The 22,184-nt window shown below is 52.9% G+C and carries 17 protein-coding genes; 5 read left to right on the top strand and 12 right to left on the bottom strand.

Features of this window, described 5'->3' with window-relative positions; translation table 11 throughout:
* The first annotated feature begins 152 nt into the window (after positions 1-152).
* A complete protein-coding gene (gene dacB / locus JQC75_RS08695; protein WP_203326989.1) occupies positions 153-1,781 on the top strand; it encodes a D-alanyl-D-alanine carboxypeptidase/D-alanyl-D-alanine endopeptidase in 1,629 nt (542 codons plus the stop codon).
* Between the two features lie 196 nt (positions 1,782-1,977).
* On the opposite strand, the gene JQC75_RS08690 is transcribed toward dacB, so the two are convergent.
* The 10 genes from JQC75_RS08690 to aroA all read right to left on the bottom strand — a co-directional run bounded on the left by JQC75_RS08690 (position 1,978) and on the right by aroA (position 11,939).
* Positions 1,978-3,714, bottom strand: coding sequence for an acyl-CoA dehydrogenase (locus JQC75_RS08690; RefSeq protein ID WP_203326988.1), 1,737 nt, complete (start codon positions 3,712-3,714; stop codon positions 1,978-1,980).
* 133 nt (positions 3,715-3,847) lie between these two features.
* Complete coding sequence (locus JQC75_RS08685) at positions 3,848-4,393, bottom strand: DUF2058 domain-containing protein (RefSeq protein WP_203326987.1); 546 nt, start codon at positions 4,391-4,393, stop codon at positions 3,848-3,850.
* Positions 4,394-4,465: 72 nt separating this feature from the next.
* The gene (locus tag JQC75_RS08680; protein WP_203326986.1) at positions 4,466-5,290 is read right to left on the bottom strand and encodes an SDR family oxidoreductase; all 825 of its coding nucleotides are present in this window, start codon (positions 5,288-5,290) and stop codon (positions 4,466-4,468) included.
* A 65-nt stretch (positions 5,291-5,355) separates the two neighbouring features.
* Complete coding sequence (gene pyrF / locus JQC75_RS08675; RefSeq protein WP_203326985.1) at positions 5,356-6,057, bottom strand: orotidine-5'-phosphate decarboxylase; 702 nt, start codon at positions 6,055-6,057, stop codon at positions 5,356-5,358.
* Positions 6,058-6,084: 27 nt separating this feature from the next.
* A complete protein-coding gene (gene lapB, locus JQC75_RS08670) occupies positions 6,085-7,245 on the bottom strand; it encodes a lipopolysaccharide assembly protein LapB (RefSeq protein WP_203326984.1) in 1,161 nt (386 codons plus the stop codon).
* A 1-nt stretch (position 7,246) separates the two neighbouring features.
* The gene (locus JQC75_RS08665) at positions 7,247-7,549 is read right to left on the bottom strand and encodes a LapA family protein (protein ID WP_203326983.1); all 303 of its coding nucleotides are present in this window, start codon (positions 7,547-7,549) and stop codon (positions 7,247-7,249) included.
* A 121-nt stretch (positions 7,550-7,670) separates the two neighbouring features.
* A complete protein-coding gene (gene ihfB, locus JQC75_RS08660; protein ID WP_203326982.1) occupies positions 7,671-7,961 on the bottom strand; it encodes an integration host factor subunit beta in 291 nt (96 codons plus the stop codon).
* Between the two features lie 76 nt (positions 7,962-8,037).
* Entirely contained in the window at positions 8,038-9,705 is a 1,668-nt protein-coding gene (gene rpsA / locus JQC75_RS08655; protein ID WP_203326981.1) for a 30S ribosomal protein S1, read from the bottom strand.
* 100 nt (positions 9,706-9,805) lie between these two features.
* Positions 9,806-10,501: a (d)CMP kinase gene (cmk, locus tag JQC75_RS08650; protein WP_203326980.1), complete on the bottom strand. Its 696-nt coding sequence runs from the start codon at positions 10,499-10,501 to the stop codon at positions 9,806-9,808.
* A 151-nt stretch (positions 10,502-10,652) separates the two neighbouring features.
* Positions 10,653-11,939, bottom strand: coding sequence for a 3-phosphoshikimate 1-carboxyvinyltransferase (gene aroA, locus JQC75_RS08645; RefSeq protein ID WP_203326979.1), 1,287 nt, complete (start codon positions 11,937-11,939; stop codon positions 10,653-10,655).
* Positions 11,940-12,408: 469 nt separating this feature from the next.
* On the opposite strand from aroA, the gene JQC75_RS08640 reads away from it, so the two are divergent.
* Positions 12,409-13,599, top strand: a complete 1,191-nt coding sequence (locus tag JQC75_RS08640; protein ID WP_203327175.1) for an amino acid aminotransferase — start codon at positions 12,409-12,411, stop codon at positions 13,597-13,599.
* 82 nt (positions 13,600-13,681) lie between these two features.
* On the opposite strand, the gene serC is transcribed toward JQC75_RS08640, so the two are convergent.
* Together serC and gyrA are read right to left on the bottom strand one after the other, a co-directional pair.
* The gene (gene serC / locus JQC75_RS08635) at positions 13,682-14,776 is read right to left on the bottom strand and encodes a 3-phosphoserine/phosphohydroxythreonine transaminase (protein WP_203326978.1); all 1,095 of its coding nucleotides are present in this window, start codon (positions 14,774-14,776) and stop codon (positions 13,682-13,684) included.
* A 111-nt stretch (positions 14,777-14,887) separates the two neighbouring features.
* A complete protein-coding gene (gene gyrA, locus JQC75_RS08630; protein WP_203327174.1) occupies positions 14,888-17,596 on the bottom strand; it encodes a DNA topoisomerase (ATP-hydrolyzing) subunit A in 2,709 nt (902 codons plus the stop codon).
* 454 nt (positions 17,597-18,050) lie between these two features.
* Between gyrA and ubiG the strand changes: the two genes are divergently transcribed.
* The 3 genes from ubiG to nrdA all read left to right on the top strand — a co-directional run bounded on the left by ubiG (position 18,051) and on the right by nrdA (position 22,120).
* Positions 18,051-18,764, top strand: a complete 714-nt coding sequence (ubiG, locus tag JQC75_RS08625; protein ID WP_203326977.1) for a bifunctional 2-polyprenyl-6-hydroxyphenol methylase/3-demethylubiquinol 3-O-methyltransferase UbiG — start codon at positions 18,051-18,053, stop codon at positions 18,762-18,764.
* The gene (locus tag JQC75_RS08620; RefSeq protein ID WP_239002119.1) at positions 18,757-19,416 is read left to right on the top strand and encodes an HAD family hydrolase; all 660 of its coding nucleotides are present in this window, start codon (positions 18,757-18,759) and stop codon (positions 19,414-19,416) included. Before ubiG ends, JQC75_RS08620 begins: the two co-directional genes overlap by 8 nt.
* Positions 19,417-19,831: 415 nt before the next feature.
* Positions 19,832-22,120 carry a class 1a ribonucleoside-diphosphate reductase subunit alpha gene (nrdA, locus tag JQC75_RS08615; RefSeq protein ID WP_203326976.1) on the top strand — a complete coding sequence of 763 codons (2,289 nt, stop codon included), beginning with the start codon at positions 19,832-19,834 and terminating at the stop codon, positions 22,118-22,120.
* The last annotated feature ends 64 nt before the right edge of the window (positions 22,121-22,184 follow it).

Raw genomic sequence — 22,184 nt, 5'->3', positions numbered from 1 at the left:
ATTACGCGCGTTGATGTGCACGCATGGCATGTTGTCGGTACCTGAGCTGCACGGGATAAAGCCGTCGCCCAAGAAGCCGCTCAGCAACAGAGCCAGACTACGGATAGAAGAGCCAATGCGTTTTGATGATGAAACGCCGAAAAGGATGCAGCATGAAGGCACGCTTATTTGGTGCAAAGCATATGAAGGTCGCCGTCCAATCGCTGTTAGCGATATCTGTCTCAGTGATCATTGGGGCGATATCACCGGCAGGTGCCAGGGAAATGGAAAGCACAGTCACTGCGTCACCGTCTGTTGGGAGCAAGCCACCGGAGCAAGGCCCAGAGCAGGCGTATCCCCTTGTCGACGCCACAGGGACACAAGCATCATCTGAGCCGACAGCAAGCCCTGTGCTGCCTACAAGCGTGCTTTCACCTGTAAAAGACATCACCCCGGACTGGTATCTTGCAATCAAACCCAAGCTCACCAATGTTGCGGTACTTGCCGTAGACCTTAAAACCCACCAGGTGGTAATCAGCGATAACAGCGAACGCGCCATGCTACCGGCAAGCGTGCAAAAACTGCTGCTGGCACTGGCGGCGCGGCACACCCTGGGGCCGGACTTCCGATTTCATACTCAGCTCTTTGTTCAGGGCATGAAGCCTCCAGTGCTGGATCGTCTATACATTGGCTTCAGCGGCGATCCCCTGCTCTCCAGTTCTGAACTCAGCACCCTGTTTGCCAGCCTCAAGCAACAGGGTATACGTACCATCAACAAGGTGTATCTTGTCTCGGCAGTGGACAAAAGCGATAAGGCTCCCGGATGGGTCTGGGACGATCTAGGGGTCTGTTATGCCTCACCTGTGGCCGAGTTTAGCCTCGATAAAAATTGCGTCAAGGCATCGCTGCGGCCGACAGATAAAGGTGATGCCACCTACGTATGGTTGGCAAAGGATGCAGCAATCACAGTCGATAATCAGCTGAGCTATCGTCCCGGTGCCAGTTTCAAGGAATGCAGCCCCCATTTGGCTGTTGTCGGCCCAAACCGTTATTTGCTCCATGGCTGTTACAGCGGCAAACAGGCATTGCCCCTTTCTATTGCAGTGACGCACACGGATGTGTGGTTACAGGACAAGGTGGCCGGCCTGTTGAAAAAAGCCGGTTTAACCGCACCCAAACCAGAGCGCTTGCATAGGTTGCCGGGCGGCGCCCATCTGGTTGCCGACCATCAGTCAGCCCCCATGGATTCATTGTTAAGTGAAATGCTCAAAGAGTCGGATAACCTCATCGCCGATGCGTTCCTTAAGCAGCTAAGCAAGACTCAGGGACAGGATGAGTCAGACTTCTATCAGGGCAGTAAAGAAATGGCCGCCAATTTAGAGCGGCTCGGGGTGGATTTATCCAGTGCCAAGTTGGTCGATGGCTCGGGTCTATCCCGCTATAACCTGCTGAATGCGCGCCAATTAATGCAGACCCTGCTGTTAATTCACCACACGGAAGATTATGCCCCACTGAAATATGGGCTTCCCGTTTCCGGAAAAGACGGCACCCTGCTCTATAAACGCGGCTTCAGTTCGGGTTCTTTAAAAGAACGGGTTCTGGCCAAAACCGGCAGCATGCAGGGCGTGTCAAACCTTGCCGGGTTCTTACGCACTGACGATAGGGAGTATGCCTTTGTGGTGCTTGAGAATGGATTGGTCGAGCCAGAAAACCCAAGCGGCAAGCGCAGTCAGGGCTTTGCTGCTACCTTGCTTAAATCTCTGTTACAGCAAGAGCAGCAGCAAATGGCGGCACAGAAATGACCGGGGTTTTCGATTTGACCGGGGCTGTTTAGCTGCACGGCTTGGCAACCTCATACGCGAAAAACCGCAGGTGTAAAAAATAAGACGGGGGCGAAACAGGCCCCCTTTAAACAGTGCTTAAACTTTGTAATCAGTGCCTTAACGTCGATTGTGCTTGATGGCAAGTGCCGGAGCACTCACCTTCCATCAGCCCGGATCAAAAATAGGCTTCAGGCAGCGACATCAAAAGCTCGTCTCCGGCTTTGGCGGCACTCAATAACGCCTCTGCCTTCGGCAACAGCTTGGCAAAGTAGAAATCGCAGTATGCCTCTTTTGCCGGGGCCAGTTCACTGCCCGCAGCGATGGCCGTGTTACGCATCAGCAAATGGTAATAGCCGTAAAGCAAATAGCCAAAGGCATCCAACATGTCCACCGCAACTGCATTGATTAATGCCGGGCGAGTTAACTTATTGTCATTTATCCAAGCGGCAACCTCTGTGAAGGCTGCAAAGCCTGCTTTCAGTGCGTTGGCCTTGTCACAGGCGTCGCTCAGCACCTCTATGTGCTCGGCAACAAACTCTTTGAGGGTAGCAAGATTATCACCGGTTACCTTGCGGCCCAAAAAGTCGATAGCCTGAATGCCGTTGGTGCCCTCATAGATCTGGGCAATACGGGTGTCGCGTACCAACTGCTCTATTCCGGTTTCTCGGATATAGCCGTGACCACCGAATACCTGTTGCGCCATGATGGTGATATCAAGACCACGGTCAGTTAAGAAGGCCTTGGCCACCGGAGTGAGCAGACCAACATAGCGTGAGGCCTTGGCAACCTGTATCTCATCCTCGGCAAATTTGGCCAAATCCAACTGCTTTCCGGTATGAACGGCTAACGCACGGCCAGCATCCGTCAGGGTCTTAATGGTCAACAGCATCCTTCGCACATCCCCGTGTACCAGAATGGGATCTGCAGCGTTGCTGCTGCCGGCGGCATTGCCCTGCAGGCGCTCTTTTGCATATTCAGAGGCCATTTGAACGGCGGCCTGAGCGCTGCCAAGGCCCTGAATACCTATGGCAAGACGCTCATAGTTCATCATGGTGAACATGCAGGCGAGGCCCTTGTTTTCACGCCCAATTAGCCAACCGCGAGCGCCGTCGAAATTCATTACGCAGGTGGCTGAGCCTTTAAGCCCCATTTTATGCTCAATGCTGCCAACAGAAACGCCATTGGGCTCAGCCAGGTTGCCATTGTCATCGACAGCGATTTTTGGCACTAAAAACAGCGACAGGCTGTTGGAGCCACTGATTTTTGCCAGCACCAAATGGATAACGTTTTCGGTCAGATCCTGATCGCCACCGGTAATGAAGATCTTGCTGCCACTGACGAGGTAACTCCCGTCTTCCTGCGGCTCTGCACGGGTGCGGATATGGCGAAGGTCGGAACCGGCCTGAGGCTCAGTCATGTCCATGGCACCGGCCCACTCGCCACTGTATAGCTTGGGCAAATATTTTGCCTTGAGGGCTTCTGCACCATGGGCGTTGATGGCAAGCGCCGCTCCGGCGGTTAATGAGCCATAGAGATTAAAAGCATTACAGGCGCTGTAACCCATCTCATCAACCAGCACACCGAGCATCTTTGGCATGCCCATACCGCCGTATTCAGGATCGCCGCACAGTCCAATCCAGCCCCCTTCAACAAAGGCATCATAGGCGTCTTTGTAGCCCTTGGGCGTGGTGACCTTACCCTCGCTGAAGCCTACACCTTCTTCATCACCCGGACGGTTGATGGGATGCACCAGGTCGCGGTTCAGCTTGGCGGCTTCCTCAAGAATCGCCAGCGCTGTGTCCATATCAACCATGCCTTCGAGGGACGCAAGACCTTGCCAGGTCGCTTCAGCATTAAACACATGTTCCAGCAAAAAACGCATCTCGCCCAGTGGCGCTTGGTAGGGATTCATTGGCTATTCTCAAACGGTGAATTTAAACGATTGTTTTAATCTATCGAATAAAGGCGGGAAACTCAATCCATTCCACAAGCATAGCCATAAAAAAGCCCCGGTCTGTTAACCGGGGCTCGTTTTGTTAAAGCGATTACCACATGAGATCGTCAGGGATCACATAGTCGGCGTATGGGTCGTCCTCTTCCAGCTCCTGTGGCTGGTTATCGCTCGCCTGCCACAGGTAGCCACACCATTCGGGCACCAGGAGGTTAACCCGCTCCGCGAGTTTATGCGGTACCAAATAACTGCTGTCTTCGTGACGGACAATGCCAAGATGGCCGCCGAGCAACTGACTTTGGATCTTTTCGTTGATATATACGCTGTAGATTTTGCTGCCTATGGTGTAGTTGAATTTTACATCGGCATATTCAGGCAAACTGATTGCCAGGCGTTTGAGTTCTGTGATGAGGCTTCTCACCTGACCTTTGGCCAGGGCGTCCTGGAAGCGCTGCTCGTTGAGTGCCTTGTCCTGTGCCGCCTGTAATGCTTTTTGTTCCGCGATGCTCTGTTTGAGGGCTGCTGAGCCATCATCCACATTGCTTTTACGATCACGGCGTTTTTTGGTTTTAACGTCTTTAATCTTTTGTTTGCTGGTAAGCCCTGCCTTAAGCAGCTGCTCTTGTAATGCGTTAGCCATGATTGTCTCTCACTATGTCAATCTTTCCGCTGAGCGCTTGGCGCAGTGCGCTGCACTCATCAATTACATCATTCACTTTTGAGCCGAGCGACTGCCGTGCTTTTCCATGAGTTGCCCTAGCTCTGTCATGGCCATGCTGGCACCGCCCAAAGACCAGCCGCCATCAACCGGTAACACCACGCCATTTATATAACTGGCGAAATCTGACGCTAAAAACAGCGCACAGTTGGCGATGTCGGTGATGCTGCCGTTACGACCCAGAGGTACACTCTGCGCTATCCGAGCCTTGAGTGCATCCGCAGGTGCCAGTCTGTCAAATCCTTCCGTGCCTTCGATGGGGCCCGGCACTATGGAGTTGATACGAATGCCCTCCCCAGACCATTCCATGGCCAGCGTGCGTGTCAACATGTCCACCCCCGCCTTGGCGGCGCACACATGGGCCTGCATCGGCATGGGCACAAAGGCCTGGGGAGCGGAAATTTGCAATATCACACCGGGGCGCGACAACAAGGGATAACAGGCTTTAAGCACCTGAAAGCTGCCAAGGAGATCAATGTCCATCACTGACTTGAAGCCATTGGCACTCATAGCAGCTGCACTTGCAGGGAAGTTACCCGCCGCGCCGCTGACCAGTATGTCGATACTGCCAAGGCCCTGATGCACCTTGTTGACCCCCGCCAGCACCGCATCGTTATCGCGTACATCGAAACTGGCACCAAGGGGCATCACCTGAGGATTATCTGCGCCAAGCAGCTTAAGCGCCCCATCAACCTTGTCCTGGCTGCGACTGGCTACGGCGACCCGGCCGCCAGCCTTGGCAAATGCCCTGGCAATCCCGAGATTAATGCCACTGGTACCGCCAACCACCAAAATGTTTTTCCCGTGAAAGTCGAACATCTTAACTCCTTGTCAGCGTTAACTCTGTTTCAGGCTGGAGTCCCCTGATTGGGAACTCTGTGGTGTCACAAACCGCGAATTGACTGGTGAATTTCCGTCAGCGCCTTGAGCGGGTCGGCGGCCTTGGTGATAGGACGACCAATCACCAGATAATCCGAGCCCGCTTGCAGAGCCTGAGCAGGCGTCATGATGCGATGCTGATCGCCAACCTCACTGCCCTCAGGGCGTATACCGGGGGTAACGAGCTTAAAATCGCGGCCACAGAGTTCTTTAAGCATAGTGGCTTCCTGGGCCGAACACACCACACCATCGAGACCGGCATCACGGGTAAGCCTGGCCAGGCGCTTCACATGTTCAGCCGCGCTGACATCGATTCCCAAAAGCTTCAGGTCATCGTCGCTCATGGAGGTAAGTACAGTCACGGCAATCAAAAGTGGTGCATTATCACCATAGGGTAACAGCGCCTTTCGCGCCGCTTCCATCATGGCAAATCCACCGGAGGCATGTACGTTCACCATCCATACCCCAAGCTCAGCCGCCGCGGCCACTGCTTTTGCCACAGTATTGGGGATATCGTGAAACTTAAGATCCAGGAACAAATCAAAACCACGGTTTTGAATGTCTTTTACCAGCGCTGGCCCGAACAGGGTGAACATTTCCTTACCCACTTTGAGGCGGCACATAGCGGGGTCAAGCTTATCTACCAACTGCAACGCTGAATATTTGTTGTCAAAATCAAGGGCAACCAGGATGGGCTTGTCTCTCATGGGATCTCCGATGCAGTGGGACTTAGGTTATTCGCCGTCCAATCCTTTCACCCTGGCAATGCTGCCCCAGGATTTACAGGAGGGGCAGTGCCAGTAGAGTGCATGCGACGGGAAGCCACAGGACTTACAGCGATAGGCGGGACGGAATTTTATTTGTTGTTCGACCAATTGTTCAAGCAAAGAAAGGCTCTCTTTTGCCTGTCCTTCTTCGGCCTGAGCTAAATGCAGCTTCATCAGCTCGGAAAAGCCTTTCATACTCGGCTGACGATACAGATTATCCAGCAGCATTTTTTCAGCCATTTTCAGCTGACCACGCGCCACCATTTCCTCGGCCAGCGCCACCACCACTGAGGCTCCGCCGCCATTGGCGAGCGCCTGAGCCAGCAATTCCCGATAACCTTCTTTATCATTGAGATCCGAGTAAACCTGGCGTGCGACTTTAATGCCATCGGCAAAGAGTAATACGTCGACCTGGGCCAGGGTTGTCAACATGGCCGTGGACTCGGACAGACGCGATTGGTCAAGGTACCATTTCGCGAGGGTTAACAGTGCCCTGCCACAATTGGAGTCATGTTTAAGCGCCTGGCTCAGCAGCTTTTGTTTTTCTTCAGCTGTTTTGGCCTCATCTGCAAGCTGGCAGTAGAAATGGGCAATCATGGGCTTTAAGGATTGCTGGCGCTTTTTACTGAGCCCCTTAGTGATATCAATGGCCTTTTGCCATTCCTTGATAATTTGATAGATGGCAATGAGCTGATTTTCAGCCTCTTCGCTATGGTCTTCTTCTTTAATCAGTGCGAGAAAGATTTCTTCGGCCCGGTCATAAAAGCCAGCGGCCATGTAGTCCTTACCAAGTTCCATCATGGCAGCATCACGCTGCTCTGTAGTTAAACTGGGGCGGGCAATCAGGTTTTGATGGATGCGAATGGAGCGGTCTACTTCCCCTCGCTTACGAAACAGTGCCCCCAGGGACATATGGGTGTCGATGGTTTCGTCGTCCACGTCCAGCATGCTGATGAAAAGATCGACAGCCTTATCGGACTCGTTGGAGAGCAAATAGTTGAGGCCAGTGAAGTAGTCACGGCTGAGCTTTTTGTGTTGGTGGTGCTGATTCTGACGTAAACTGCGACGTCCCATATACCAACCGTAACCGGCGGCAATGGGCAGAAGCAGAAACAGAATTTCCAGCATATCAGGACTTCACTTCACCTGAGGAAACCAGAGGAGCAGGTTTGGCAGCTGCCTGCGGCTCAAGTTTCTGTAACTTCCGGTTGGCTCGGGACAGCGCATACTTGAGTTTGCCTATGTGGTATACGGCAAAACACCAGCACAGCAAAAATCCGGCAAAAAACACACTGGCAAGCACCACAGGCAAACGAAATTCGCCCTGTGCCACAAAGTAATTGATGGTGACAAGCTGCTCATTACGTGAGCCAAGCAGTAATGCCAATACAAACAACAGAGCAATGACCAAGGCCACAAAAAATCCTTTCACGGCTGCCTCCTTAACGCGTGTCAATGGGCTGATTATCCAAGAATTTCACTTGGCTGACCAGTGCCTGAGAAGCGGATAAACAAAAAAGCCTCCACAGGGAGGCTTTTTTAATCAAGGTCTATCAGGCGATGTTGACAGCGTCAACACGCTCGCGCAGCTCTTTGCCGGGTTTAAAGTGCGGAACATACTTACCATCCAGCTCGACTGAAGTACCAGTCTTTGGATTGCGGCCAGTACGCGGCGCACGATAATGAAGCGAGAAACTGCCAAAGCCGCGGATCTCAATACGCTCACCGCTTTCCAGCGTGGTGGCCATCTGTTCCAGCATTTCCTTGACTGCACTCTCTACTTCTTTCGCCGACAGTTGCGACTGCCTTGTGGCGAGTTTTTCGATCAGTTCGGATTTAGTCATCCTAGCTACCCCTATTATCAAGCCAAACACAGCCGCGATGAGGGAACGGGAAACCCAACTCCCTCATATTTGGCAATTACTTACGAGCGGCCTTGAACGCTTCGGCCATAGCATTACTAATAACAGCGTCGTCAGACTTGTTCAAGTTTGCCATAACTTCTTTTTCGTCAGCTTCGTCTTTCGCACGGATAGACAGGCTCACGTTGCGGTTCTTGCGATCTACGCCCATGAACTTGGCTTCAACGGCATCACCTACTGCGAACACGGTAGAAGCGTCTTCTACGCGGTCACGGCTGATGTCAGCAACACGGATGTAGCCTTCAACGCCTTCAGCCAGCTCAACAGTCACACCTTTGGCGTCAACTGCAGTCACAGTACCGTTAACGATGGCACCTTTCTTCTTGTCGCCAACGTAGCCGTTGAATGGATCGTCTTCAGTCTGCTTCACGCCCAGGCTGATGCGCTCGCGCTCTGGGTCAACAGACAGTACAACGGCTTCGATTTCGTCGCCTTTCTTGTATTCGCTAACGGCTTCTTCACCGGTGGCGTTCCAAGAAATGTCAGACAGGTGAACCAGACCGTCGATACCGCCGTCCAGACCGATGAAGATACCGAAGTCAGTGATAGACTTGATCTTACCGGAAACCTTGTCGCCCTTGTTGTAACGGTTGGCGAAGTCTTCCCATGGGTTGGTCTTGCACTGCTTGAGACCCAGAGAAATACGACGACGCTCTTCATCGATGTCCAGAACCAGAACTTCAACTTCGTCACCCAGGTTAACAACCTTGGATGGGTGGATGTTCTTGTTGGTCCAATCCATTTCAGAAACGTGTACCAGACCTTCAACGCCTTCTTCGATTTCAACGAAGCAACCGTAGTCAGTCAGGTTGGTCACGCGACCGGTCAGACGAGTGTTTTCTGGGTAGCGCTTGCTGATTTCCAGCCATGGGTCTTCACCCAGTTGCTTCAGACCCAGAGAAACGCGAGTACGCTCACGATCGTACTTCAGAACTTTCACATTGATTTCATCACCAACGTTCACGATCTCGGATGGGTGCTTAACGCGCTTCCAAGCCATGTCAGTGATGTGCAGCAGGCCGTCTACGCCGCCCAGGTCAACGAATGCACCGTAGTCAGTGAGGTTCTTAACGATACCTTTAACGGCTTGACCTTCTTGCAGGTTCTCCAGCAGAGCGTCGCGCTCAGCGCTGCTCTCAGACTCGATAACTGCACGACGAGAAACAACAACGTTGTTGCGCTTCTGGTCCAGCTTGATAACTTTGAATTCCAGCTCTTTGTTTTCCAGGTGAGCAGTGTCGCGCACAGGGCGAACGTCAACCAGAGAGCCTGGCAGGAACGCACGGATACCGTTCAGTTCAACGGTGAAACCGCCTTTAACCTTGCCATTGATGATACCGATAACGGTCTCAGCATCTTCGTAAGCTTTTTCCAGAACGATCCAGGCTTCATGGCGCTTGGCCTTTTCGCGAGACAGTTGAGTCTCACCGAAACCGTCTTCTACAGAGTCCAGAGCTACGTCTACCTGATCGCCAACGGCGATTTCCAGAACGCCTTGGGCATTCTTGAACTGCTCGGCAGGGATTGGGCTCTCAGACTTCAGACCGGCGTCAACCAGTACCAGGCCGTTTTCGATGGCTACTACAGTACCACGAACGATAGAACCTGGACGGAATTCCAGTTGTTGAAGGGATTGTTCAAACAGATCAGCAAAAGATTCAGTCATGTTAAGTTACTTTAAGTAATAAACCAGCGACCGTCCTGGACGTTGGAGTCAGTAGTTATATCCGCTTCATCCATGAAGCGAATTCCTATTCACTCCCGGCTTAAAAGCCAGAAGCGGATAATCTGTCATTGATGTGGGCCACGCATTGGGCGAACACATCAGCTATGCCAATGCCAGTGGTATCTATCACCAAGGCATCTTGGGCGGGAACCAAAGGCGCAACCGGACGATTCATGTCGCGGTCATCCCGCTCTTGGATCTCGGCCAAAAGGCGGTCGATTTTAACATCGAAGCCCTTGTCCTGCAACTGATTATAGCGTCTTTGCGCCCGCTCTTCGGCCGATGCCGTAAGATAAAGTTTGGCGGGTGCCGCAGGAAAAACCACTGTGCCCATGTCACGACCATCGGCAATCAGACCAGGCGCCTGACAAAACGCGCGCTGACGACGGAGCAAGGCTTCCCTTACCCGCGGGAAGGCTGCAACCTTGGAGGCCGCATTGGAGCATTCCTGAGTGCGAATGGCACCTGTCACATCCTCACCTTCGAGCACCACCTTGATGGCGTCTTTGTCACCGCCGGCCAGAAACTGCACATCCAAGTGCGCGGCCAGCAGGGTAATGGCTTCTTCGTTTTCAAGTTCAACATTATGGTGCAGCGCAGCGAGCGCCAGCACACGATAAATGGCACCGCTATCGAGCAATTGCCAGCCGTAGTGTTTGGCCAGTAAGTGGGCAATGGTGCCCTTGCCGGCGCCACTTGGGCCGTCGATAGTGACTACTGGAGCCCTTTCAGACATAAAATCCTCCGCAATAGACATTTCATCTTCCATGAATGCTATGGGTTCACCGAAAATGAGCGGGCGGCATTATACATCAAGGTGGGTAAAGATCCGTGGGAATTTTTGTGAAAAAAATGGGCTCTCTTCCGAAAGCCCACTTTTACAGCACTCAATCTGCGCTGGCTAAGTTCGCAAAGCGCTTGAAATAATCCGGAAATGTTTTTGAGGTACAGCCGGGATCGTTAATGGTCACGCCACAATCGGCAAATGCCAACAGTGAAAAACACATGGCCATGCGGTGGTCGTTGTATGTATCGATTTCGGCGTGGACAGGTTTGGCCGGTGGCGTGATCTGGATGTAATCGTGCCCCTCTTCCACCTCGGCGCCCACTTTACGCAGTTCAGTTGCCATGGCTGCCAGACGGTCGGTTTCCTTGATACGCCAGTTGTAGATGTTGCTCATCCGGGTTGGCCCCTCGGCAAACAGCGCCGCGGTGGCAATGGTCATGGCCGCATCAGGGATGTGGTTCATGTCCATATCGATGCCATGGAGCTTACTGCCACGGGCAATGATGTAATCATCACCCCATTCGATATCCGCCCCCATGGCGGCAAGGGCATCGGCAAACTTCACATCACCCTGCACGGCAAGACGGCCGACACCCGTGACTTTCACCTCACCGCCGCCGATGGCACCGGCCGCAAGGAAGTAAGAGGCAGATGACGCATCCCCTTCTACCAGCACCTTGCCCGGCGACACATAACCTTGTCCGGCGGCAATCTCAAAGCGCTGATATTTATCATTAACGACCTTAACCCCAAACTTAGCCATCAAATCCAGGGTGATGTCGATGTACGGCTTTGATACCAGCTCGCCTTTTACCGCAATAGTGACAGCACCTTTGGCGAGGGGCGCCACCATCAAGAGTGCAGTCAGGAACTGACTGGAGAGGCTGCCATCGATTTCGACCACACCGCCGGCAAGTCCGGTGGCATTGATGGTGAGTGGCGGGAAACCATCGTTTTTAAGATAACGGATATCGGCGCCAAGCTGGCGCAGCGCATCGACCAAATCGCCAATGGGGCGCTCTTCCATGCGCGGTTCACCCGTGAGGGTAAATTCACCCGTGCCCAAAGTTAAGGCGGCGCACAGGGGGCGCATGGCGGTGCCGGCATTCCCCAAAAACAGCTCAAAGGCTTTACTGGCATGAATGGGGCCACCCAGGCCAGTTAAGGTACACAGAGTCTTGTCGTCAGACAGGGTGAAGCTCACGCCAAGGCTTTTCAGAGCACTCAGCATATGGCGAATATCGTCGGAATCGAGCAGGTTCACCAGGGTGGTTTCGCCGCTCGCCAGGGTTGCCAGCAGCAAGGCGCGGTTTGAGATACTTTTGGAGCCGGGGATGTTCACTTCCCCGTTGACCCGGGATACGGGCTCAAGACGTAATTGTTCCATTTCTCGTACTTCTCATTAAAAGCGAGTGAAGGCCGGATTGGCCGAAGTTGGCAAGGCTGCGCTACATGGCTGTAAGCCCTGCGTTACGTTTGAGGAAAAAACGATCCCTTTTGAGTCTTCGTGGTAATTAAATTACTGATCCCGCGCCGCGATTCAACCGTTTTTCAGTAAAAAATGGCGGATTGATGCTGATTTTTGTTCAATCAACACAAAATCCGCAAAAAACTGCCCCAAAAGCACCTATGGATTGCAAGATTTGTTGCCATTCGCGCAACTGCCTTTTCAATCATGGCGGGATTTGCAGTTGTGGCTCTTTTTCCCGGCAACCCTTTCAGGCTATGCTAGGGCATTCGGGTCATGCTTGGCACAGGCATCAGGCTTGGCGGTAACCACGCCACAGGTTTCCCGTGCAAGCAGTTATACCTTTCCCTGCGGCTTTACCAACAACGATTACAAGGTAGAAGGAATTATGTTTGAGCATCTTTCGGCGTTGCCTGCCGATCCCATTCTGGGTCTGTTGACCAAATACCGCGAAGACAGCCACCCACAGAAAGTCGACCTCGGCGTGGGTGTATATAAGGATCCCGCCGGAAACACGCCGATCCTCGATTGCGTTAAAACGGCCGAGAAGCTGCGTACCGATTCTGAAACCACCAAGGTCTACATTGGCCCCACAGGCTCTGCGCCCTTCAATGAGTTAATGAACGCATTGGCCTTTGGCGCAGATCATCCGGTTGTTCAGACCCGCCGTATTCGCACCGTGTCTACCCCGGGCGGCACCGGCGCCCTGCGTGTAGCCGCTGAATTCATCGCCAAATGCAAACCCGGCGCCACCATTTGGGTGAGCGACCCTACCTGGGCCAACCACACCGGGCTGTTCCAGGCAGCTGGCTTAACCGTAAAAACCTACCCCTATTACGATTACGACAATAAATGCCTGAAGTTTGATGAGATGCTTACAGCGCTTAAGCAGGTTGGCGCAGAAGACGCTGTACTGCTGCATGCCTGCTGCCATAACCCATCGGGCCAGGATTTAAGCACGGCCCAGTGGGATGCCGTGGTCGAGGTTGCCAAAGACAAAGGCTTCCTGCCCTTTATCGACATGGCCTATCAGGGCTTTGGTGATGGCGTTGATGAAGATGCCTACGGCGTACGCGCCATGGCTGCCGCTGTTGAGAACATGGTGCTCGCCTCTTCCTGCTCGAAAAACTTCGGCCTGTACCGTGAGCGCATTGGCGCCTGCTCCATCATTGGTAAAGACAGCGCCCAGGCTGACGTGTCGCTGTCGGTGCTCTTGTATGTGGTGCGCTGCATCTACTCCATGCCACCGGCCCACGGCGCTGCCATTGTGGAAACCATTCTGGGCTCAGCAGAGCTCAAGGCCCAGTGGCTGGATGAGCTGAAAGTGATGCGCGATCGCATCAACGGCAACCGCGCCATGCTGGTCAACAAGCTGCACGCCCTGGGCGCCAGCCGCGACTTTTCCTTTATCGCCCGTCAAAAAGGCATGTTCTCCTTCCTCGGCATAAGTGAAGCTCAGGTAAACACTTTGATGAAGGACTACAGCATTTACATGGTAGGCTCAAGCCGCATCAGCATTGCCGGAATAAGCGAAGATAACGTGGATTATCTGGCCAAATCCATTATCGCCGTGCTGTAACCAATGAGTACACCGATAACAAAAAGGACTGCCGAGGCAGTCCTTTTTTATTAAGCGATTTCTTTTCAGACGATACGAGTTGTCAGCCAGCGTGCCTGGCAGCAAAGGCCTGCATAAAGTTCACCAATGCATCAACGCCTTCCAGTGGCATGGCGTTGTAGATACTGGCGCGCATGCCACCAACGATGCGGTGGCCTTTAAGCGCGACCAGCCCCAGGGATTCGGCTTCTTTAAGGAAGTCGCTATCCAGCGAATCATCGGCCAGTTGGAAGGTTACGTTCATTTGCGAGCGGTTTTCGGGCGCTACGCCGTTTTTGTAAAAATCCAGACTGTCGATACAGGCGTAGAGGCGGCGCGCCTTTTCGGCATTCACCTCGGCCATGCCCTTTATCCCGCCAACCGATTTCAGCCACTTGAACACTTCGGCAGCCAGATACCAGGCAAAGGTCGGCGGCGTGTTGTACATGGAGTCGTTTTCGGCCGTCAGGCGATAGTCCATGATGGAAGACTGGGTGAGTTGCGGCAGCTCAAGCATGTCTTTGCGCACAATCACAATGGATAAACCGGATGGACCTATGTTCTTTTGCGCACCGGCATAGATAAGGGCAAAGCGGCTGACATCAATCTCCCGTGACATGATGTTGGAGGACATATCCGCCACAATCGGCCAAGGGCTGTCGATATCATCAAAAATTTCGATACCATCGACTGTCTCATTGGGGCAATAGTGCAAATAACGGTATTCGCTGCCATCACCTGTCAGCGCCGGAATGAATACCTTATTCATTCCATTCACTTTTTCTACCACATTGATGACATCAATATTGTCATCACCGGCAAGCTTTTTCGCCTCTTCGGTGGCGGCTTTGGACCATTGTCCGCTAACGAGATACAGGGCTTTACCGTTATCACCTAAAAAATTATTCACAACAGCAGAAAACTGACCACGACCGCCGCCATGCATAAAAAGCACATGGTAGTTGTCGGGGATTTTCATCAGCTCGCGCAAATCGGCTTCCGAGTCTTTGGCCAGTTGAATGAAGGGCGCACCGCGGTGGCTTACCTCCATCACAGAAACCCCCTGCCCGTTCCAGTCCAGCAACTCAGCTTGTGCCTTCTTCATCACAGCAGTCGGCAACATTGCCGGACCGGCACAGAAATTATAAACCGCGCTCACTCATGATCTCCTTGATAGGCTTTGGTGATACGTCTACGTACTCACACGTTTGCAATGATAAAAAATCTGTTTGGCAAAAAAAACGAGCGCCCATTGGGCGCCCGTTTTCAATTATGCCTCGTCGTTGGCATCGTCTGTTGGCTGCTGAGGTTCAGCTTCGGCGATGATGTCGCCTTCGGCGCCTTCAACACCGTCTTCCAGATATTCGCTGCCGTCATCCTGTATTTCATCGATGCGCTGCAGACCAACCACTTGCTCGTCGTCCGCAGTCCGGATGATGGTCACACCCTGGGTGTTACGGCCGATGATGGACACGCCATTGGCAGGGGTACGCACCAGGGTACCCTTGTCGCTGATGAGCATGATTTCATCGTTCTCACCCACCTGCACGGCGCCAACCACAGGACCATTACGCTCGGTGACCTTGATGGACACCACGCCCTTGGTGGCTCGGCTCTTGGCTGGGTATTCAGCAAGCTCAGTACGCTTACCATAGCCGTTGGCGGTCACGGTCAGGATGGCGCTGTCGTCTTTTGGCACAATCAGCGACACCACTTTTTGGCCATCTTCCAGGGCTATACCACGCACACCGGTAGCACCGCGGCCCATGGGGCGCACGCCCTTGAAGTTGATTTGTGGCTTGCCTTCTTCATCCAGCACCGGGTTGCCGTTTTCATCCACTACAGCAACTTCTTCGCCTTCTTTGAAGCGCACGACTTTACCTGCGTCAGAGAACAGCATGATTTCGCTGCTGCCATCGGTAATGTCAACGCCAATCAGCTGGTCACCGTCTTTCAGGTTCACAGCAATAATACCGTTGGAACGTGGACGGCTGTACTCAGTCAGGGCGGTCTTCTTCACGGTACCGTGGGAAGTCGCCATCAGGATGTACTTGCCTTCTTCGTATTCACGCACCGGCAGAATAGCGGTAATGCGCTCGCCTTCCTGAAGTGGCAGCAGGTTAACGATAGGACGGCCACGGGCCTGACGGCTTGCCAGCGGCAGCTGGTACACCTTGAGCCAATAGAGCTTACCAAAGTCGGAGAAGCACAAAATTGTGTCGTGGGTGTTGGCAACCAGCAGTTTTTCAACGAAATCTTCGTCTTTCACCTTGGTTGCAGCCTTACCCTTACCACCGCGGCGCTGGGCCTGGTAGTCAGTCAGCGGCTGATACTTGGCGTAGCCGAGGTGCGACAGAGTCACTACCACGTCTTCTTCGGTGATCAAATCTTCCAGGCTGATGTCCACGGCAGAGGCATTGATTTCAGTGCGGCGGTTATCACCGAACTGCTCAAGAATCAGCTCCAGCTCTTCTTTGATCACTTCCATCAGACGCTCAGGGCTTTTGAGGATGTGGAGCAAACCGGCAATGATTTCCAGCAGCTCTTCGTATTCCTGGAGGATCTTCTCATGCTCAAGGCCTGTCAGCTTATGCAGACGCAGGTCCAGAATCGCCTGGGCCTGTGGCTCGGTCATAAAGTAGAGACCATCACGAATACCGAACTCGGGCTCCAACCACTCTGGACGGGCGGCGTCGTCACCGGCCTTCTCCAGCATGGTCTTAACAGTGCCAAGCTCCCAACCCTGAGCAATCAGGCCTGCTTTGGCGTCGGAAGGACTGGCTGAGGCTTTGATAAGGGCAATGATTGGGTCGATGTTGGCAAGCGCAACCGCCAGCGCTTCCAGAATATGGGCGCGGTCACGGGCTTTACGCAGTTCATACACGGTGCGGCGGGTAACCACTTCACGGCGGTGCAGGATAAAGGCTTCCAGCATCTCCTTGAGGTTAAACAGCTTTGGCTGACCATTGGCCAGTGCCACCATGTTGATGCCGAAGGAAGACTGCATCTGGGTTTGGGCGTAAAGGTTATTCAACACCACTTCGCCTACTTCACCACGCTTGATTTCAATCACGATGCGCATGCCGTCCTTGTCGGACTCGTCACGCAGACCGCTGATGCCTTCAATCTTCTTGTCTTTTACCAGCTCGGCAATTTTCTCAATCAGACGGGCCTTGTTCACCTGATACGGGATCTCGGTGACAATAATACGCTCACGGCCGTTATCTTCGGTTTCGACTTCGGCGCGGGCACGCATGATAGCCTTGCCGCGACCGGTACGATAGGCTTCTTCGATGCCCTTCTTGCCATTGATAATGGCGGCTGTCGGGAAATCAGGGCCCGGGATGTACTCCATCAGTTGCTCGATTGACAGCTCAGGCTCTTCAATCAGCGCCAAACAACCTTTGACCACTTCTGTCAGGTTGTGAGGTGGAATATTGGTGGCCATACCCACGGCAATACCGGATGAACCGTTCACCAACAGGTTCGGAACCTTGGTGGGCAGAACCGCAGGGATTTGTTCGGTGCCGTCATAGTTGGGCACAAAATCAACGGTTTCTTTGTCGAGATCAGCCAGCAGCTCGTGGGCCAGCTTTTCCATGCGGATTTCGGTATAACGCATTGCTGCGGCGGCGTCGCCATCGATAGAACCGAAGTTACCCTGACCGTCTACCAGGGTGTAACGCAACGAGAACGGCTGGGCCATACGTACGATAGTGTCGTACACAGCGCTGTCACCGTGTGGGTGGTATTTACCGATGACGTCACCGACCACACGTGCCGACTTCTTATAAGGCTTGTTCCAGTCGTTTTTAAGTTCGTTCATCGCGAACAGCACACGGCGATGCACAGGCTTAAGGCCGTCACGCACATCCGGCAGTGCCCGTCCCACGATCACGCTCATGGCGTAATCCAGGTACGAATTCTTGAGTTCGTCTTCGATATTAATTGGCGAAATAGATGAAGCCAAATCAGTCATAAACTGCTCGATCCCCTGAAAATTAGCTGACAAGTCGTTTTCCGTGTCATTGTCGAGCCTTCAAACGTGATTTGGCATTCTAACACAGTAATTTAATGTCGAAACCCCCTCATCCAATTCTCCTCAACACTGTGATCGAGGCAGATCTGTTACTTGCGCCAGATACCGAGTTATTGGTTTATTTTTCAGGTAGATAATTTGTTTTTCTGCCCCGATTGATTGTCCGGAATTTAGACAAGGGGGGCGTAAATGAATCGACCCTATTCCATGATTGGCTAAATTTTGGGCCAATTGCGGCGCTAAAGGGATAAAAACTCAAAAATTTGCGCTAAAGCGCTGCTCTGAGCAGCTTGGTGCTTCGTTTACCGTCTGGAATAGATATAATGGCGCTACCTAATTGATTTATTCCGCCCAATCGCCTTTGGCAGGTTGAGCTAAGGTTACCGGGGACGCTATGTCAGAAGTCTTGAACGTCGATATTCAGGAAATCGCCAAGTTTGAAAAAATGGCCGCCAGCTGGTGGGATCCCGACGGCGAATTCAAACCTCTTCATCAACTCAATCCGCTGCGGCTGAATTATATCGATCAGACCTGCGGTGGCCTGTTTGGCAAAAAAGTCCTTGATGTGGGCTGCGGCGGCGGGATTCTCTCTGAAAGCATGGCGCGCCTCGGTGCCAACGTCACCGGCATTGATATGGGCAATGAGCCTCTGGAGGTTGCCAGACTCCACGCACTTGAAACCGGTGTTTCACTGAGCTACGAGCGCTGCACCGCAGAAGAGCACAGAGACAGTCATAAAGAAGGCTACGATGTGGTGACGTGCATGGAAATGCTTGAGCATGTGCCTGACCCACTGTCTGTGATATCGGCTTGTTGCGACATGGTCAAACCGGGCGGCTATGTGTTTTTCTCCACAATCAACCGTAACCTGCGTTCGTACGTGGAAACCATTCTCGGCGCAGAGTACCTGCTGAAGATGTTACCCGTGGGGACCCACGATCACGGTAAATTCATTCGCCCTTCTGAGCTTATCGCCATGGTCGACCAAACCGAGCTTCTGTGTAAAGACGCCACCGGTGTGACCTACAACCCCATCACGGGCACCTTCCGCTATACCAGCAGTGTTGAAGTCAACTACATGATTGCGACGGTAAAGCCCCTTGAGTAAGCATGTATCAATGCGTGGGGTGTTGTTCGATTTGGACGGCACCCTGGTCGATACTGCGCCGGATTTGGTGGCCGCACTCAACCTCGCCCTGGATGATTTTGGTTTCTCACGCGTGTCTCTCGATAGTCTTCGCGCTGTGGCATCACACGGCAGTCTGGCCTTGGTTAAAGCGGCGCAGCCGGGCCTTGAAGACGCTATGGCCACACAGGTACAGCAGGCGCTTTTAATGCACTATGGCAAGGTGAATGGCACAGAAGCGCTGCTTTTTCCCGGGATGCCTGGCTTACTTGAGCATCTGCACAGCCACAGCATCCCCTGGGGGATAGTCACCAATAAAGCGGCTCGATATGCAAGGCCGCTGTTGGACAGACTCGGTCTGGCACATCAGTGTACCAGTCTCATCAGTGGCGATACTGTCACCCGGGGCAAACCCGATGCTGGCCCCATGCTGCTTGGTGCATCACATTTGGGCACCAATGCCGGGCATATCCTGTATCTTGGGGATGCCAGACGCGATATGGAAGCGGCGCGCCGCGCCGGTATGGTCTCTGTGCTCGCGGCCTGGGGCTACCTTTCTTCTCTCGATGAAGCCCATGACTGGCCAATCGATATACGTTTGATGCACCCCGAAGACCTGATAGCTCACCTTTAAGATCGCTTTTCCATGCAATAGGCCGGCATTATGGCTGTCAAGGGATCATGAACCGATCGCTTGCAAGATAAGCGATCGGTTCGTTTCACTGACAGGGTCAAAAAAGTGTCACATTAACGACATGGCACACGGAAATTGACCTCGGAAGTTAGTCGATACTAACGTTGGTTTTTTTCCTCAAGATATCCACAAGTTCTTCATCGAATTCTTACTTGCAAATGCCCTCTTACCTCACTATCTTGTATCTTAACTTTTAATAAGCACCATATCTTGTGTATTGGTAGCAATCGGACACACTAGAGGTGTCCACCCCGAAACGCTTGTTGTGTCAGTATAAAGCGGTATTGCGGGGCGCACGGCACGATTGTTTACATGGATATGTAGGGCAATACCAATCTATAAAGGCCTATCTTCAATGAATAGCAACATGACAGTCACAAAACGCAGTGGCGAACGCGAGCAGATCGATCTCGACAAAATCCACCGCGTGGTTACCTGGGCAGCCAAGGGCTTAAAAAATGTTTCCGTTTCTGAAGTAGAACTGCGTTCACACCTGCAGTTTTTTGAAGGCATCCCTACCGAAGCCATCCACGAAACCATTATTAAAGCGGCGGCGGATCTGATCTCTCCCGAGTCTCCGGACTATCAGTTCCTGGCCGCCCGCTTGGCTGTATTCCATCTTCGCAAAAAGGCGTTTGGCCAGTTTGAGCCGCCAAAGCTGTATGACCATGTAGTGAAACTGGTTGAGATGGGCAAGTACGATCGCCATATCCTTGAAGACTACACGAAGGAAGAGCTGGACGTTCTTGACAGCTACATCGACCACTGGCGCGATATGAACTTCTCATACGCCGCAGTGAAGCAGCTGGAAGGCAAATATCTCGTTCAAAACCGTGTAACCCACGAAGTGTACGAGAGTGCCCAGTTCCTCTACATTCTGGTAGCCGCCTGCCTGTTTGCCGGTTATCCAAAAGAGACCCGCTTGAAGTATGTAAAAGACTTCTATGATGCGGTATCCACCTTCAAGATCTCACTGCCTACGCCGATCATGTCGGGTGTGCGTACCCCTACCCGTCAGTTCAGCTCCTGCGTATTGATTGAGTGTGGTGACAGCCTGGATTCCATTAACGCCACCGCGTCTTCCATCGTGAAGTACGTCAGTCAGCGTGCCGGTATCGGCGTGAACGCAGGCCGAATCCGCGCCCTGGGTAGCCCAATTCGTGGCGGCGAAGCCTTCCATACCGGCTGTTTGCCCTTCTACAAGTATTTCCAGACTGCGGTGAAGTCCTGCTCTCAGGGCGGGGTTCGCGGTGGCGCAGCGACGCTCTTCTACCCCATTTGGCACCTGGAAGTGGAGTCGCTGCTGGTACTGAAAAACAACCGCGGCGTCGAAGATAACCGTATCCGTCATCTGGACTATGGCGTACAGCTGAACAAACTCATGTATCAGCGTCTGATCAAAGGCGAGAACATCACCCTGTTCAGCCCATCTGACGTGCCCGGCATGTACGATGCCTTCTTTGAAGATCAGGACGAGTTCGAGCGCCTGTACACCAAGTACGAGCAAGACCCGAGCATCCGTAAAAAGTCGCTCAAGGCCGTTGAACTGTTTTCACTGATGATGCAGGAACGTGCCTCTACCGGTCGTATCTATGTGCAGAACGTGGACCACTGCAACACCCACAGCCCGTTTGATTCAAGCGTTGCGCCTATCCGCCAGTCAAACCTGTGTCTGGAAATTGCGCTGCCAACCAAACCATTGGACAGCGTGGATGATACCAATGGCGAAATTGCACTCTGTACTCTGTCAGCGCTGAACCTGGGTGCCATCGAGAACCTGGAAGAGCTGGAAGGCCTGTCGGATCTGGCGGTACGTGCCCTCGATAGCCTGCTGGACTATCAGGACTACCCAATCAAGGCAGCCAAGCTCGGCTCCATGAACCGTCGTACCCTGGGTATTGGTGTGATTAACTTCGCCAACTACCTGGCTAAAAACGGTAAAAAATATTCAGACGGCAGTGCCAACAACCTGACCCACAAGACATTCGAGGCCATCCAGTTCAACCTGTTGAAAGCCTCGATGAATCTGGCCAAAGAAAAAGGTGCCTGCCCGGCGTTCCATGAGACCACGTACTCTCAGGGTATTCTGCCAATCGACACATATAAGCGCGATTTGGACAAGATTTGTGACGAGCCGCTGCATCTGGATTGGGAAGGACTGCGTGCCGACATCAAGCATTATGGCCTGCGCAACTCTACCCTGTCAGCGCTGATGCCATCTGAGACCTCTTCGCAGATCTCCAATGCCACCAACGGTATCGAGCCGCCACGCGGACTGATTTCTGTAAAAGCCAGTAAAGATGGTCAGCTCAAACAGGTCGTGCCTGACTTTGATGAACTGCGCGACGCCTACGAGCTGCTGTGGCAGATGCCGTCCAATGACGGTTACCTGCAATTGGTCGGCATTATGCAAAAGTTTGTGGATCAGGCGATTTCAGCCAACACCAACTACGACCCAGCGCGCTTTGAAGGCCGTAAGGTCCCCATGCAGTTACTGCTCAAGGATCTGCTGACCGCTTACAAACTGGGCCTCAAGACCCTCTACTACCATAACACCCGCGACGGTGCGACCGATCAGCATGACGACATTGCTGTGGTTGAAAAAGAGGACGACGGCTGCGCCGGTGGTGCCTGTAAGATTTAACTCAGGCAAATACAAGGAAATTAGGTGTTAACAGGGGGCTTGGCCCCCTTTTACCGGAATAGAG

The organism is Shewanella litorisediminis (assembly GCF_016834455.1).
In the GTDB taxonomy this organism is placed as follows: Bacteria; Pseudomonadota; Gammaproteobacteria; order Enterobacterales; family Shewanellaceae; genus Shewanella; species Shewanella litorisediminis.
The sequence above is the reverse complement of the archived record's forward strand: the minus strand, read 5'-3'. Positions and strand labels throughout refer to the sequence as shown.

Excerpts from the sequence above, each read along its gene's own strand:
- dacB (WP_203326989.1), top strand. The coding sequence starts at position 153 with ATGAAGGCACGCTTATTTGGTGCAAAGCATATGAAGGTCGCCGTCCAA.
- JQC75_RS08690 (WP_203326988.1), bottom strand. The coding sequence starts at position 3,714 with ATGAATCCCTACCAAGCGCCACTGGGCGAGATGCGTTTTTTGCTGGAA.
- JQC75_RS08685 (WP_203326987.1), bottom strand. The coding sequence starts at position 4,393 with ATGGCTAACGCATTACAAGAGCAGCTGCTTAAGGCAGGGCTTACCAGC.
- JQC75_RS08680 (WP_203326986.1), bottom strand. The coding sequence starts at position 5,290 with ATGTTCGACTTTCACGGGAAAAACATTTTGGTGGTTGGCGGTACCAGT.
- pyrF (WP_203326985.1), bottom strand. The coding sequence starts at position 6,057 with ATGAGAGACAAGCCCATCCTGGTTGCCCTTGATTTTGACAACAAATAT.
- lapB (WP_203326984.1), bottom strand. The coding sequence starts at position 7,245 with ATGCTGGAAATTCTGTTTCTGCTTCTGCCCATTGCCGCCGGTTACGGT.
- ihfB (WP_203326982.1), bottom strand. The coding sequence starts at position 7,961 with ATGACTAAATCCGAACTGATCGAAAAACTCGCCACAAGGCAGTCGCAA.
- rpsA (WP_203326981.1), bottom strand. The coding sequence starts at position 9,705 with ATGACTGAATCTTTTGCTGATCTGTTTGAACAATCCCTTCAACAACTG.
- cmk (WP_203326980.1), bottom strand. The coding sequence starts at position 10,501 with ATGTCTGAAAGGGCTCCAGTAGTCACTATCGACGGCCCAAGTGGCGCC.
- aroA (WP_203326979.1), bottom strand. The coding sequence starts at position 11,939 with ATGGAACAATTACGTCTTGAGCCCGTATCCCGGGTCAACGGGGAAGTG.
- JQC75_RS08640 (WP_203327175.1), top strand. The coding sequence starts at position 12,409 with ATGTTTGAGCATCTTTCGGCGTTGCCTGCCGATCCCATTCTGGGTCTG.
- gyrA (WP_203327174.1), bottom strand. The coding sequence starts at position 17,596 with ATGACTGATTTGGCTTCATCTATTTCGCCAATTAATATCGAAGACGAA.
- ubiG (WP_203326977.1), top strand. The coding sequence starts at position 18,051 with ATGTCAGAAGTCTTGAACGTCGATATTCAGGAAATCGCCAAGTTTGAA.
- nrdA (WP_203326976.1), top strand. The coding sequence starts at position 19,832 with ATGAATAGCAACATGACAGTCACAAAACGCAGTGGCGAACGCGAGCAG.